Source organism: Undibacterium sp. TC4M20W (assembly GCF_049340245.1).
Taxonomy (GTDB): domain Bacteria; phylum Pseudomonadota; class Gammaproteobacteria; order Burkholderiales; family Burkholderiaceae_D; genus Undibacterium.
In genome coordinates, this window is sequence record NZ_JBMPPI010000004.1 from 142,773 (window position 1) to 156,362 (window position 13,590).

Here is a 13,590-nt window from a genome sequence, read left to right on the forward strand (position 1 = left end):
CTCCCGTACTGCTGGCACTATGTCTGATGCAGAATGTCCAGGCGGTGACGCCGCAAAATCCCGGAAACACCAAGCCCGGCTCCGCTCTTGTTCCAATACGCATAGGCATGATAGACGGCCTCAGCGGCGCTTTCAGCAATGCCGGTGAGGCCGTGCAAAGAAACTTGCAGATCGCCATAGAAAGAGTCAATGCCCGTGGCGGCGTGCGCCTGCCTGATGGTTCCCATCCCCTGCAATTAAGCAGTTTTGATAACAAACAGGGAGTAGAAGATTCCCTGACTGCACTTAAACATGTAACAGATCAGCATATTCCCTTTCTTGTGCAAGGGAATAGTTCTGCCGTTGCCCTGGCACTGGTGGATGCCATCAACAAACATAATCAGCGTACACCGGATAATCGTCTGCTCTTTTTTAACTATTCTGCGGTCGATCCGGCGCTGACCAATGAAAAGTGCAGTTACTGGCATTTCCGTTTCGATGCCCATGCCGACATGCGCATGCATGCGCTGACTGAAGTCATCAAGGCTGACAGCCGTGCCAAAAAGATTTATCTGATAGGCCAGGACTATAGTTTTGGCCGCCAGGTCAATAAATCAGCACGTACCATGCTGGCAGAAAAAAGATCGGATATTGCGATTGTTGGCGAAGACCTGCATCCGATAGGCAAGATCAAGGACTTTGCGCCGTATATGGCCAAGATCAAGGCCAGCGGTGCCGATGCCGTCATCACCGGTAACTGGGGCAATGATCTGACCCTGCTGGTCAAGGCGGCCAAGGAGGCGGGCATGGTGACCAAGTTCTATACCTTCTATGGCAATGGCCTGGGTGCACCGGCGGCACTGGGTGATGCTGGCATAGACAGGGTACGTGCTGTGGCGGAATGGCATCCCAACGCCGGTGGGGCTGACAGCGATGCGTTTTATCAGCAATTCCGTCAGCGCTATCCCGACCCGCGCGACGATTATGTCCATCTGCGCATGCAGCTCATGGTGGAGATGCTGGTTAGCGCCATAGAAAAAGCCAGGACGACCGAAGCAGCAGCCGTGGCCCATGCCATGGAGGGCGCGCATTACAAGAATGCCTTCCATGATGCCATCATGCGTGCAGAAGACCATCAACTGATACAGCCGCTGTATGTCTCGGTCATGCAAAAAAAGGGCGAAAGCGGCGTGCGCTTTGATAATGAGGGTAGTGGCTATGGTTTTAAAACCGAACGTTATTTTGATGCGCGATTGACGGCCTTGCCCAGCTCATGCAAGATGCTTAAGATTAAATAAACTGCAACCTTGAAAATATGAAGGAGAAGTCGTATGAGTAATCCGTTTTCTGGTTCTGAAATCCCCGGCATGAATGCCATGGGCGATACCCTGTCTTTCGTCAAAAAACTCTGGGGCAATATGCAGGTACCCGGCATGGTGGCACCGCCTATGTCAGTCGATGAGCTGGACAAGAAAATTCAGGATTTGAAGACGGTGGAATCCTGGCTGACCGTCAACATGAACATGCTGCGCGGCACCATACAGGCGCTGGAAGTCCAGCGCGCTACCCTGGCTGCCTTGCAATCATTGGGCGAGAGTTTCGCACAGCATGCACAACAGGCTGGTGCGATGGCAGAGCAGGCCGTGTCGGCTACAGCTGCGGCCACAACAGGAACAACAGGAGTGGGCAATCCAGGCAGCAATGCCGACTGGCCCATGCATCCCAATGCTGCCAAGACAAAGGTCGCAGAACCTGATCCAGATGAAGAAGTTGAAGAAGATAGTGCTGACATGCCACCAGAAGCTGGTGCAAATTCTGTGGAGGTTGACGTGCCGGCAGACGAGAATGCTCAATCTGCGGGGTCTGCAAAAGCTGCAAAAGCTGCAGAGACAACAGATACCAGTACCCCATTCGTCAATCCTGCTGCCTGGTGGGGGCTACTGCAAGAGCAGTTCAAGCAAGCAGTCAGCAAGGCAATGGAAGGGCAACAGGCTGAGGTGGCAGGCGCAACAGTAGAAGTGCCAGAAAAAAAGACAGCGGCAAAGAAAACTGGCAGCAAGCCAGCAGCCAAACCTGCGTCAAGGCCAGCAGCAGCGAAACCAGCAAGTAAAACCAAAACTGCCGCAACTGGCAAGACGTTAATCAAGGCAGGTAGCAAGGCTGCCACCAAGCCAACGGCTAAACCTGCCGTCAGGGCTAGCAAAACAAGTAAGGATAAATGAAATAATCAGAATGCCGATGCTGAATGATCAGCACCGGCAGGTTTGATGGGCGGGCATGCGCCCTGACTGTGACTTTATTACGCTGACAGACTGGGCCGGGTTGACAAGGCTTATGCCAAAATATGCCGGACCCTGATTTCTGACTGGAATTTCAATAGAACGGAGAAGCGCAGTTAACCTTGTTGATTTGCTTGATTTCTACTACCTTCAAATTATTATCCATCATCCAGGCAGACAGGCGTTTGATGGTCGGATGGCCGGTCCTGTTGATGACGATCACTTTATCTGATTTGCCATAGACGCAATCGCTTTTAAATTCCAAACCTTCTTTAGCACCAACAGCAGGCAATGGGATGTCTATCAACTGCAAGGGGAATTTTGCGAGCTCAGCTGCTGACATTTCTTCATACCGGATATTTGTATCGATAACAAACGCAGCTCTGGAAAATTGCTCAATAGGATTTGGGACACCGGATTTATTTTCTATGGATTTGACGGCGACGAGTATGTGTTTGTTGCCAATACTAGCTACACTTATTCCAGACCAGATGTCCTTAAGCTCCTTGCGCGATGGCAAGCCGTTGCCTGCCGGGGCAGCAGGTGGAACTGCCGCCACAGGCGCAATTGCGGCTGCAGGCGCAGCGGCTTTAGCTGCGGCAACTGCTGCAGGTGCAGCCTTGACGGGTGCTGCGGCAACTTCTTCACCCTGATATTTGTATTTTCCATCGAATGGCACATCGCCCCAGGCACTGGCGCAAGTTTCCACATGCAATTGCATGCCGCCCGCAGCGCGTTTCAGGGTCATATTGCAACGCCCTTCAGCGTAGCTCCAGCCACCCGGGGCATCCGTCAGTTTTCCTTCGCCCGCACCGCTGCGCAAATTACCGGGTTTGCCTTTTTCTGCCACTTCCAGCGTGAATTTGCCATCAGGCTTCACCGTCAACAGACGTTCAAAGCCATTGTCGCTGGCATCATAGACGCCGGCTTTGGGAAAAGGACTGTAGTCTGCAGCCATAGCAGGGGCCGTGATACACGCGAGACTGGCGGCGAGCAGGCTGAGAGTTTTCAGGGAAGGTAAGCTTTTCATGTGGTCGCTGGATGAAGGTTGTTGAAATTGGTCAAGCTATGCCTGTTCCCAAATAGGCTGTCGTATATGGGCGCATGATGCATTAAAGTAAATGGATGGTGCATGACAGGTGTAAGCGTGTCAATCAAGTAATTGTGTGTTTTATATTAAAGCGCAACAATATGTAAGCAGATTTGCATCGTGCTCGGGATTTTGTTATTAGCTTAACGGTGAAAATAGTCGCTACATCGTGATAGCACTGGAACGCATTTTTATTCATTTGCTTAACTGAAACATCAGGAGAACCGGCAGTGGCCTTTGTCTATGAGAGAATCCCCGAAGCGGATATCGTGGCTTTTGATTTGCGCGAAATTGACAAGCAGTTTCCCATGGCGACAGCGTCGAGGTGGGTGATAGACCGCGAGCGTAATATCTATCTGCGCTATATGACCTATGACCGTGAACAGCCATCACACAAAAACTTCAGCTATTTCTGGAACGGTAATCTGTATAGCCTGCGTCTGCGTAGCGAAGGGCATGACCTGCCAGACAATAAGTGGAAAACCAGCTGGAGCTGGCTGGGCATGCGTGAGCCTGAAGCAGACGCCAAGGCAGAGTTTGAAGCAAACCGCACAGCTTTCATGGCAGACCTCAAAGATGCCTTGCGTGCCTACCGCGATGGTTCCTTGTCGCCTGCCTATTCTGCCCACATTGCAGAATTCGACTTTTAGACGGAGGGCTTATGTCAGGTCTCAGTCATCAGCAAGCCATGGCACTACTGCAAGATCATCCCGAGGATTACCGCACGCCGGATTCATTGAAGGATCTTGCCAACCAGGTGTCGATCTATTCTGATGGGCAAGTCACCCTGCTGTATGGCGGCATGGTGCACAAAGATATTTCCAGTAATGACCTGGTCGAACTCATGGTCGCCAATAAAGAGGATATACGGGCGATTAACAAAACACCGGTAGCGGCTTTTTTGCAATCGGAAGACTATCTTGAGGCGGTCGCGAAAGCGCATAACTGCAAGTCAGTCGATGAAGTCCTGAGCAAGCGCGATCATCCGGCCAACCAGTTCATGTTTGCGGCAACGGATGGCCGCTGGGCTGATGCCTCGGCACGCTTTACTGCCGCCACCAAGGGTGAAGTAATGACACTCAGTGGCTATGCCGGCGCCGACCGTACCCTCGGTCTGGTAGAACTGCCCACGATATTGAAAAACCCTGAGGTTACCCATATCAATGGCAAACCCAAGGCAGTATTTGAGGCTATCTATGAAAAAACCGGTTCACTGACCGAAGTATTCAAGGCCGTAGCTTCTTCTTCTCATGACTTGATGCGCAATATGGAAGTCAAAGCATCGACCCATGTGAATGATGATGGCAGTGAGAAAAAGATTGCTGAAAAAGTCGGCTCAAAGAGCTTGTTTGAAGGCTGTGCTTACCGTGGCACCAGCCTTGCCAAGGGCGAAGCAAATCTGTCCATTGCTACCGCAACTGATCCAAAATACCAGCTCAACATCAATGAGGGGAAAGTGCATCTGGATCAAGCGGAACTAAAAAACAAGGTCGATAAGAAATCCGGTGATGATGCAGCCGGTTTGCTGCTTGTGGCTGATACACCTTCATCCAGGCTGGTCGCCCTTACTTCCAGCCCCGCGCTGAAAAGGGAATCATCTTCCTGTAAAGTCTGAGTTGTGAACTGAACCAGGGAACGACGGATAGTTCGATCGTTTGTGTAACTATCCGTCGCAATTACGGTGTGCTTATGGTGTGCTTATGTGATTACGGCGTGGTATCCACACGCAGTGTTGCTTGCAATGTTATTTCAGAAACGCTGGCCAGTGCTTTTGACAGAGGACAATCACGTTTTGCGTTCGCCGCAATTTCCTGGAATTGTGCATCATCTATGCCTGCGACTGTGGCTTCCATCGTCAGCGCAATACGGTCTATCACAAAGCCTTCGCCCTGTTTGGAGAGCCTGACGCTGGCCTTGGTATCTACATCAGTTGTTTTCAAACCGGCTTTTTCGCAGGCAAATGAAAACGCCATGGTGAAGCAGGCTGCATGGGCCGCACCCAGCAATTCTTCAGGGTTGCTGCCGCGCCTGTCATCTTCAAAGCGGCTGGCAAAGCCATAAGGATAATCTTTCAAGGCGCCGGTTTCAGTGCTGATATTGCCGACCGCAGTTTTGCCTGAACCTTCCCAATGTACGCTTGCAGTTTTTTCGCTCATGGCCATTCCTTTTCTATGGTTTGCTTCAAATAGACCAGACACAACATGGCGCAAAAAAGCAGATCGCGCATCTGTGTTCCTGACCTGGGATTTATAGCTAATTGATAAACTACATGCAGACTATGCCTGTGCTTCAAACGCATCTGTTCGCTAACACACAGAAGGTTATTGATGGTATTTGCTATCGTTGCTGAATGCTGACCGAATTGCTTAACTGCGTTGCTTGAATGCGTTGCCTGACTGCGCTAAATCACCCGGAATCCAACACCATGATACAGATACGCTTAGGCCAGGCAAAAACCAAACTCAGCCGCAAAGAATTTGGACGGCGCTATCGTGCCAGTTTTATTGATCCAGCTTTTGGTGCAGAAGAATCAGCCATCGCCAGGCTGGAAGAAATTGCCTGGCATGCATATGATGAAGGGCGCAAAGCCCCTCACACGCAAAAAGCAGGCCCTGGCTATGCAGACCCTGAGTATGATTTGTCAGTGGAATGGCAGGCGACCAAAGACCGTCTGGAAGCCGCGCAAGCAAAGTGGAGTCAGGCATCGACACCATCCCGCGTCTTGCTTATCTGCGCTTCTGCACGTAATGATGGCACCTGCCCCGGTGAAATGTCCAAGAGCTTTCGTCTGCTGCAAATCGCCAAAGAAGAACTGGAACAAGCAAATATCCAGCCCGATGTACTCGACCTGAGTTTGCTGACTTCAGAATATGGCCGCAATATTTTCCCTTGCAAAGGCTGCGCCTCGACTGCCATGCCCTTGTGTCATTGGCCTTGTAGCTGCTACCCCAATCATGCACTGAACCAGACCAATGACTGGATGGCAGAAATCTATGAACGCTGGACTGCCGCCCATGCCGTCATCATCATCACCCCGGTCTATTGGTATCAAAGCCCCAGTCCCTTGAAGCTGATGATAGACCGCCTGGTCTGTGCAGATGGTGGCAACCCTGATCCGACTTCTACTTCAGGTAAAAAAGCCGCTAAAGCCAAGGAGCTGGAAATGGCCGGCTGGAATTATCCCCAGCATCTGGCAGGCCGTGCCTATGGCTTGATCGTGCATGGTGATGTGACCGGCGTCGATGACTCGCGTCGTGCATTAACAGACTGGCTGGACTGGATGGGTTTTATCGATGCCGGTACGCAGGCACGCTTGGGAAGGTACATAGGTTATTACGAACCCTACGCGAATAGCCATGAAACTTTGGATGGAGATGTCGCCATCCAGCAGGAGTCGCGCAATGTGGCGATTGCTGTCGCCAAGGCGGTGGCTGAATTGCGTGCTGGCCGTTTGCAGGCGGTACAGGCTGATGTGAAACGGCCAAGGCCTAAATAAGGGAGCGAAATCCCTTACTTCGCTTCTGCACCATCCTTCAAGATGCGCAAAGCCTCTTTTGTCCACTGCACACGGCTTTCTTCAAAGGTAATGCCTGCTTTTAAAATCAGGTAGCGCAATTGCTGTTCGTGTGACAGCTTTGCTTCGCTGAAATCGCGCTTTTCTATTTCTTTGTAAGTCTGTAACTCTTGCTCATGCAATTGCAGGCGGCGCTCAAATTCTTCTGCCAGACCCAGCGGGCCTATCGCAGCATCAGCCCGCAACTTGACCATCATGTCGTCACGTAATCTCATCGGCGCACTGCTCTCACTGGCCCAGCGCCGTAATTCATCCCGGCCTGCGGGCAGGATGGCGATGAGTTTTTTTCCTGCACGGCCCCCTTCTACTTCCGTCGAAATGACCCAACCCTGGGCTTCCATGCGCCCCAGTTCCCGGTAGATTTGCTGATGTGTTGCATGCCAGAAATAGCCTATGGACTTGTCAAAACGCCGCGCCAGGTCATAGCCTGAGCATGGCTTTTCGGCAATCGAGGTGAGCAAGGCGTGGGGCAGGGACATGTTTTAGAGTAAATAATCGGTGTGGTTTTCAGACATTTTATATGCAACTGGTTGCATAAATAAAGCAGTTTCGTTATTCTCTTATGCACTCAGTTGCATAAAATATATACCCAATAACTGTTGCTTGATAGAACCCCTCTTTATTTAGGAATACGCCATGTCTTTTTATCCTCACCTGACAAAGCCACTCGATCTGGGTTTCACTACTCTACCTAATCGCCTCTTAATGGGTTCCATGCACGTGGGACTGGAAGAAGTCGACAATGGCTTTGAGCGCATGGCAGCGTTTTACGCAGAACGCGCCCGTGGTGGAGTAGGTCTCATCGTGACCGGCGGCATCGCCCCGAATGAAAGAGCGCGCCCCATGCATGGTGGCGCCATGCTCACTACTGAGGCAGAAGCAGAACACCATAAGATAGTCACCAAGGCCGTGCATGATGCTGGTGGCAAGATCGCCATGCAGATTTTGCATTTTGGACGCTATTCTTACCAGCCTACCCTGGTCGCACCTAGCGCGATCAAGGCACCGATCAACCCTTTCAAGCCGCATGCATTAACGACAGAAGAAGTGGAAGAAACCATTTCTGACTTCGTCCGCTGTGCCGCGCTGGCGCAATCAGCAGGCTATGATGGTGTTGAAGTCATGGGCTCGGAAGGTTATCTGCTCAATGAATTCATTGCCGCCTGCACCAACCAGCGTGACGATGAATGGGGCGGTGCTTATGAAAACCGCATCCGCTTTCCTATAGAAATCGTTCGCCGCATACGCGAGAAGGTGGGCACCAACTTCATCATCATTTATCGCCTGTCCATGCTGGATCTGGTTGACGGTGGTTCTACCCTGGAAGAAGTCACGCAACTGGCAAAAGCCATAGAAGCCGCTGGTGCGACGATTATCAATACTGGCATAGGCTGGCATGAGGCACGTATTCCTACCATTGCTACCAAGGTGCCACGCGCCGCGTTTGCCTGGGTCACCAAAAAACTCAAAGGCCAGGTGAATATCCCCCTGATCGCGACTAACCGTATCAATACCCCTGAAATTGCCGAGCAATTGCTGGCAGAAGACTATTGCGACATGGTATCCATGGCGCGCCCATTGCTGGCAGACCCGTTGTTCATGCGCAAGGCAGAACAGGGCAGGGCAGATGAAATCAATACCTGCATAGGTTGCAACCAGGCCTGTCTGGATCACACGTTTGGCGGCAAGGTCACGTCCTGCCTCGTTAATCCACGTGCCTGCCACGAGACTGAACTGGTTGATGCCCCGCTGGAAAAAGCTAAACGTATCGCCGTAGTGGGTGCTGGCCCTGCTGGTCTGAGCTTTGCCACGACCGCAGCCAACCGTGGACATGCCGTGACTTTGTTCGATGCCGGTTCTGAAATCGGTGGTCAGTTCAACATCGCCAAGCAAGTGCCAGGCAAGGAAGAGTTTTATGAAACCCTGCGTTACTTCGGCAAGCAAATCGAACTGACTGGCGTCACGCTCAAGCTTAATAGCAAGGTTGATGCGGCGGACCTGGCAGACTTTGATGAAGTCGTGCTGGCGACGGGCATCACTCCACGTGTTCCTCCTATTGAGGGTGTGGAACATGCCAAAGTTCTCAGTTATCTGGATGTCTTGCGTGACAAGAAACCTGTTGGTAAATCTGTCGCCATCATAGGCGCGGGCGGCATAGGTTTCGACGTTGCCGAGTACCTGAGCCATAGCGGTACCAGCCCTAGCCTGGACCCGGAAAAATTCTATGCAGAATGGGGCATTGATACCGACTATAAAAACGTCGGCGGCTTGCGTCCTGCGCATCTGGAAAAATCAGAACGTCTGATCTTCCTTTTGCAGCGCAAGACTTCCAAGGTAGGTGATGGCCTCGGTAAAACCACAGGCTGGATACACCGCACAGGTCTCAAAAACCGTGAAGTACAAATGATAGCCGGTGTCAGCTATGACAAGATAGACGATGCGGGTTTGCATGTCACCATCGGTGGCGAACAAAAGCTGCTGCCAGTTGATAATGTGATTCTGTGCGCTGGTCAGGAACCAAGGCGTGACCTGCAAGCCATGCTGGAAGCCGCTGGCAAGCCTGTGCATCTGATTGGTGGTGCGGATGTGGCTGCTGAGCTGGATGCCAAACGCGCTATTAACCAGGGCACCCGTCTGGCGGCGACTATTTAATAGTGGATAATGGCGGAATGAAAACTGGCAGGTTTCCCTGCCAGTTTTTTGTAGCTTGTCAGGCAAACAGCTTTTCGTATTCCTGGCGGTCCTGGTCTGAAATAAATGCATCCAGATACAATGACCATGAATTCTGGTTACGGTCAGCCATGTTCTTGTTCAGGCCCGGTATCAGGGCCAGCTTGGATGGTGGCAAAGAGCGCTTGCGTATCGCATCAAATACAATATCGCTAAAGTGTTCAGCAAAGCTGACCGGGCTGCCTATCTCTTTCAGCAAACGGTCTATGATGGCGATTTTATCGATGCGTTGGGTGTCGATAAAATAGCGCACCATCTTCGACAATGGTGATTGCAGGCTGTTTTTCTCCAGCCGCAATTGTTGCCGCAAAATGATTTTTTGCGTATCGGTATTCAGGCGGTTCTCTATCAATTCAAGTACGGCGCCATTTGGAGCTGCCAATGCTACTTCCAGCATGGTCCAGCGTTCATTTTCATTGGCTGCATACTCAGCAATATTATCGTAGCTGATATGCGCCTTCAGTTCTTCATCCGAGATCAGGCTGCTGTCTTCTGTCATGACAAAATGGGTTTTGCCCAGGCTGTCGTGCATACTTTCAAGCAAGAGTGCCGTGATGGGCAAATTGCCAAAGAAAACAGAAAATCCCAGTATGTCGCCATACAGCCTGATTTTTGAGCGGTCTGAAATCGCAAATGCCCGCAAGAAATCATTGCTGTCACGCGGCAGGGCGCAACGGCTGAAGTACTGGCGAGGATAGCCCCTGGCCAGATAAGTCTCGACGATGCGCAGGCCATTTTCTGCCTGCAGGCATTCAGCAACAGTCGGTACCACACCGTCGTTGGCTTCTATGGCATAGCCATCGATAATAATTCGTGCACAGTGCTTTTTAATCTCTGTTTCAGAAAAGATGCTGGCATTCAGATGTTCAGAAAGCACGAATAGTGACCTTTTTAATGAAATGTCTGATGATGGATAATTTGTTGTTATACAGAAAGACTTCTTGCATTGTATGCGTAACCCGGCTTGCTAACAATTAAATCAAGCCAATGCAGAGCTTAAGCTGAGCCTAAGTTGGCGCAGCCGGTTTTTTCTTTGCCTGCTCGTCACGCCAGTCCAGATATTCGGGAAAAGTCATTTCACGCATGGCCACGCAATTACGCAGGCCCTGGGTGACCACCATGTCAAAATTTTCTGGATTGATTTTCGCCTGCGGATACACTTCACAGCGGTACAGTATCGGCAGGCCATTGGGCCGCGGCTGATTGGGTGCCAGCATTTCATTGCCTATCATATTGGCCAGCAAGGCGACAAGTATGGTGTTCATAATCCCGGATTCTCTGGTGCAATACAGTCTGGAGTTCACAAAAAAAACTGAAGCGACGGTTTTTCGACCAGTTTTTGTCAGCTAATGATAACATTGCCTTTATCGTCAATGCTGATGAAATTTTACTTTCATTAGCTAATAAATGGAAAGAGAATTTCATGCGGCTGATCAACAAGTTTATCCTGGTAGCAGTATTGGTCGCAGGCGTTGCCTTGCTTGTTGAATTTTTGGGCAATAAAAATCAGCTTGATGCGGTTGGCAATACTCCTCTGAAAGAGACGCCGGAATATGCCGTGATGGTGGAAAATGCAGAAAAATTGCCGGATGCAAAAATAATTCCAGGCACTTTCGTCAATGTAGTTGAATCCAGACAGCAGGTGCTGGAATATAAAATGAGTCTGGCAGAGAACCGCAGCTTTCAATTCAGTGTGTCTTCATATGCAGCAAAAAAAGACTGGGCCAAAACTACACCAGATGTGAGTAAGCAATTGTCCGGCGTCTATAGAATCAAAGGCAATGTGATTTATTTCGAGAATTTACAGGGACACACTGGCCTGATGTCGGACAAGGCACGCAGTGTAATTAGTGCCTGGACGCAGGATGGTATTGAATTCAAGAATGAAAACTCAGTCATGCGTCTGCGCATGCTTGCTCCTGCGGCTGCCAAACCACAATAACCAGCAACAATCATAGAGTCATAGCTGGTGCACCGTACCCGCTTGCAAGAATCAATGAATACTTCTGCCAGCATGGAACAGTCACAGCATCAGCAGCAAAATCAACAACCAAGCCAGCAACCAAGCCAGCAACCAAGCCAGCAACCAAGCCAGCAACCAAGCCAGCAACCAAGCCAGCAACAACGTCAAGATAAGCATCAGCTTAAAACCGGGCTGTCTCATGAGTTGCTGTCTTTCTTTTCCTTGCTGATACCGTTTGCCATCGCCAATGGTATCGTCGTTGCCAAAGCAGCGGCACTGCCTCTGTACGGTGGCAAGATCATCCTGTTTGTATTACCGGTTTCCTTTCTTTTTTTTCAGTTATGGAAAAAGTCATGGGTGTTCAGGCTGCTGACAGCCTTGCTGGCCATACTTGCCGGTGCCGAAGCTTATGTTGCCTATGAGTTTGGCGGTGTATCCGGCTCCAGCCTGTATTCCATACTCACGACTAGCGACAGCAGCGAATCCTTCCATTATTTGCTGGAACATATACAGGCCGTCATGCTGTGGCTTTTGCTATGCGCAATCAGCACAGTACTGGCCATCTATTTTGCCCGGCGCAGCGCTTATCAACCTGGTGGCTTCATGATTCTTTGCCTGCTCTGCATCGCCGGATATGGCTGGTACATCGGTGCCATGAGTGCAAGTACTTACCTCAAAGAGAAAAATGCCAACCGCTATCCGACCATCAGCGAAGATGGTAAAGAAAAACTGTTTGGTGTTGGCAATCTGCCGCCTTTGCTTTCTACCGTGAAGGATACCTATCCTTACGGTTTGCCTGTCAGGTTATGGATGTTCTGGCGCGAAGAAAAAATCATGCGCGGCATGGAGCAGAAACTGAGCCAGTTCCGCTTTGGTGCGACGGTCGCCGCACCGGTAACTGCAGCAGCAAGCACAGGTACGCAAGAAACCTATGTATTGGTATTGGGCGAGACAGCCAGGTTTGACCGCTGGACTGTGAATGGCTATGAACGCGACACCTCTCCCAATCTGCTCAAAGCCAGGCAAAACGGCGAACTGGTTAGCATGCGTGACATGATTACCCCACGCACATTCACGATGGGATCAATACCCATTTATTTGAGCGGGCGCGACATCATGCAGGAAGGCGCGCGACAGAAATCCCTGATTTCAGCCTTTAAGGAAGCCGGTTTCAAAACATATTTTTTATCGACACAGGTGAAGAAAAGTTTTTTGAACAATGTCACGACCTTGTTCGCGGCAGAGGCAGATGTGCAGCACTATTTTGAATCAGACGAAACCCTGGGCCTGGTGTATGACGATGCCTTGCTGAGACCGCTCAAAAATATCCTGCAAGAAAAACCGACAAAGAAACTCATCGTCTTGCACACCATGGGCAGCCATGCAGTTTATTCTGCCAGGTACCCCAGGGCATTTGAGAAATATCCTGTCAGCAGTGCAGGCAAGGCAGGTGCACAACAAATCGATGACATGCAGGCGACTTCGAATGCCTACGACAACAGCATACGATATACCGATCATGTACTCGGTGAAATCATGCAGGCACTGGCTTTGTTGCCGGGTAATGCCGCCATGATCTATGGCTCGGACCATGGCGAATCATTACCCACCAATGCATGCAAATTCATAGGCCATGGCGTCTTGAATGAAGAGAATTTGCGCGTGCCTTATTTTGTCTGGAGCAATCAGGCATATCGTGAACAGCATGCCGCGAAGTGGCAAAATCTCTTGAAGAACCAGGAAAAGGCAAGTATGACCAGCGCCAATTTTGCCACTTTGCTGGACATGGCGGGCATCAGTTTTGCAAACTTCCCTGCCGAGCATAGCCTGGTCAGGGAATATCAGGTCAGGTCGGCAAGAATGGTGATGAGCATACAAAACACAGAGCTGGACTTCAATACGGCCAGTAAAAAAGACGGGGCCTGCGGCATGCTGCAAGTCAAAGATTGATCAGGCTTCAGAAATAAAGTTGCAC

13 protein-coding genes are annotated in these 13,590 nt (G+C 50.5%); 8 read left to right on the forward strand and 5 right to left on the reverse strand.

The window, feature by feature from the left end; translation table 11 throughout:
• Nucleotides 1–26: 26 nt before the first annotated feature.
• Both ACO0LL_RS06880 and ACO0LL_RS06885 read left to right on the forward strand, forming a co-directional pair.
• Nucleotides 27–1,277 carry a branched-chain amino acid ABC transporter substrate-binding protein gene (locus tag ACO0LL_RS06880; protein WP_422950355.1) on the forward strand — a complete coding sequence of 417 codons (1,251 nt, stop codon included), beginning with the start codon at nucleotides 27–29 and terminating at the stop codon, nucleotides 1,275–1,277.
• A 33-nt stretch (nucleotides 1,278–1,310) separates the two neighbouring features.
• Nucleotides 1,311–2,201 carry a PhaM family polyhydroxyalkanoate granule multifunctional regulatory protein gene (locus tag ACO0LL_RS06885; protein ID WP_422950145.1) on the forward strand — a complete coding sequence of 297 codons (891 nt, stop codon included), beginning with the start codon at nucleotides 1,311–1,313 and terminating at the stop codon, nucleotides 2,199–2,201.
• A gap of 151 nt (nucleotides 2,202–2,352) precedes the next feature.
• Here ACO0LL_RS06885 and ACO0LL_RS06890 read toward each other — a convergent pair whose 3' ends face one another.
• Entirely contained in the window at nucleotides 2,353–3,288 is a 936-nt protein-coding gene (locus ACO0LL_RS06890; RefSeq protein WP_422950146.1) for a hypothetical protein, read from the reverse strand.
• A gap of 290 nt (nucleotides 3,289–3,578) precedes the next feature.
• Between ACO0LL_RS06890 and ACO0LL_RS06895 the strand changes: the two genes are divergently transcribed.
• Together ACO0LL_RS06895 and ACO0LL_RS06900 are read left to right on the forward strand one after the other, a co-directional pair.
• Nucleotides 3,579–3,998: a hypothetical protein gene (locus tag ACO0LL_RS06895; protein ID WP_422950147.1), complete on the forward strand. Its 420-nt coding sequence runs from the start codon at nucleotides 3,579–3,581 to the stop codon at nucleotides 3,996–3,998.
• Between the two features lie 11 nt (nucleotides 3,999–4,009).
• Nucleotides 4,010–4,963, forward strand: a complete 954-nt coding sequence (locus tag ACO0LL_RS06900) for a hypothetical protein (RefSeq protein WP_422950148.1) — start codon at nucleotides 4,010–4,012, stop codon at nucleotides 4,961–4,963.
• Nucleotides 4,964–5,054: 91 nt separating this feature from the next.
• On the opposite strand, the gene ACO0LL_RS06905 is transcribed toward ACO0LL_RS06900, so the two are convergent.
• Nucleotides 5,055–5,504 carry an OsmC family protein gene (locus ACO0LL_RS06905; protein WP_422950149.1) on the reverse strand — a complete coding sequence of 150 codons (450 nt, stop codon included), beginning with the start codon at nucleotides 5,502–5,504 and terminating at the stop codon, nucleotides 5,055–5,057.
• Nucleotides 5,505–5,731: 227 nt separating this feature from the next.
• Here ACO0LL_RS06905 and ACO0LL_RS06910 point away from each other — a divergent pair, with 227 nt between their 5' ends.
• Nucleotides 5,732–6,844 (forward strand): flavodoxin family protein, encoded by a 1,113-nt coding sequence (locus tag ACO0LL_RS06910; RefSeq protein ID WP_422950150.1) that lies wholly within the window; start codon nucleotides 5,732–5,734, stop codon nucleotides 6,842–6,844.
• A 14-nt stretch (nucleotides 6,845–6,858) separates the two neighbouring features.
• On the opposite strand, the gene ACO0LL_RS06915 is transcribed toward ACO0LL_RS06910, so the two are convergent.
• Nucleotides 6,859–7,401 (reverse strand): PadR family transcriptional regulator, encoded by a 543-nt coding sequence (locus ACO0LL_RS06915; RefSeq protein WP_422950151.1) that lies wholly within the window; start codon nucleotides 7,399–7,401, stop codon nucleotides 6,859–6,861.
• Between the two features lie 157 nt (nucleotides 7,402–7,558).
• Between ACO0LL_RS06915 and ACO0LL_RS06920 the strand changes: the two genes are divergently transcribed.
• A complete protein-coding gene (locus ACO0LL_RS06920) occupies nucleotides 7,559–9,574 on the forward strand; it encodes an FAD-dependent oxidoreductase (protein ID WP_422950152.1) in 2,016 nt (671 codons plus the stop codon).
• Nucleotides 9,575–9,632: 58 nt separating this feature from the next.
• On the opposite strand, the gene ACO0LL_RS06925 is transcribed toward ACO0LL_RS06920, so the two are convergent.
• Both ACO0LL_RS06925 and ACO0LL_RS06930 read right to left on the reverse strand, forming a co-directional pair.
• On the reverse strand, nucleotides 9,633–10,529 hold the full coding sequence (locus ACO0LL_RS06925) for a hypothetical protein (protein WP_422950153.1): 897 nt from the start codon (nucleotides 10,527–10,529) through the stop codon (nucleotides 9,633–9,635).
• A 130-nt stretch (nucleotides 10,530–10,659) separates the two neighbouring features.
• Nucleotides 10,660–10,917 (reverse strand): hypothetical protein, encoded by a 258-nt coding sequence (locus tag ACO0LL_RS06930; protein ID WP_162043646.1) that lies wholly within the window; start codon nucleotides 10,915–10,917, stop codon nucleotides 10,660–10,662.
• Nucleotides 10,918–11,075: 158 nt separating this feature from the next.
• Here ACO0LL_RS06930 and ACO0LL_RS06935 point away from each other — a divergent pair, with 158 nt between their 5' ends.
• Nucleotides 11,076–11,594 (forward strand): hypothetical protein, encoded by a 519-nt coding sequence (locus tag ACO0LL_RS06935; protein ID WP_422950154.1) that lies wholly within the window; start codon nucleotides 11,076–11,078, stop codon nucleotides 11,592–11,594.
• A 54-nt stretch (nucleotides 11,595–11,648) separates the two neighbouring features.
• Nucleotides 11,649–13,565: a phosphoethanolamine transferase gene (locus ACO0LL_RS06940; RefSeq protein WP_422950155.1), complete on the forward strand. Its 1,917-nt coding sequence runs from the start codon at nucleotides 11,649–11,651 to the stop codon at nucleotides 13,563–13,565.
• Nucleotides 13,566–13,590 lie beyond the last annotated feature (25 nt).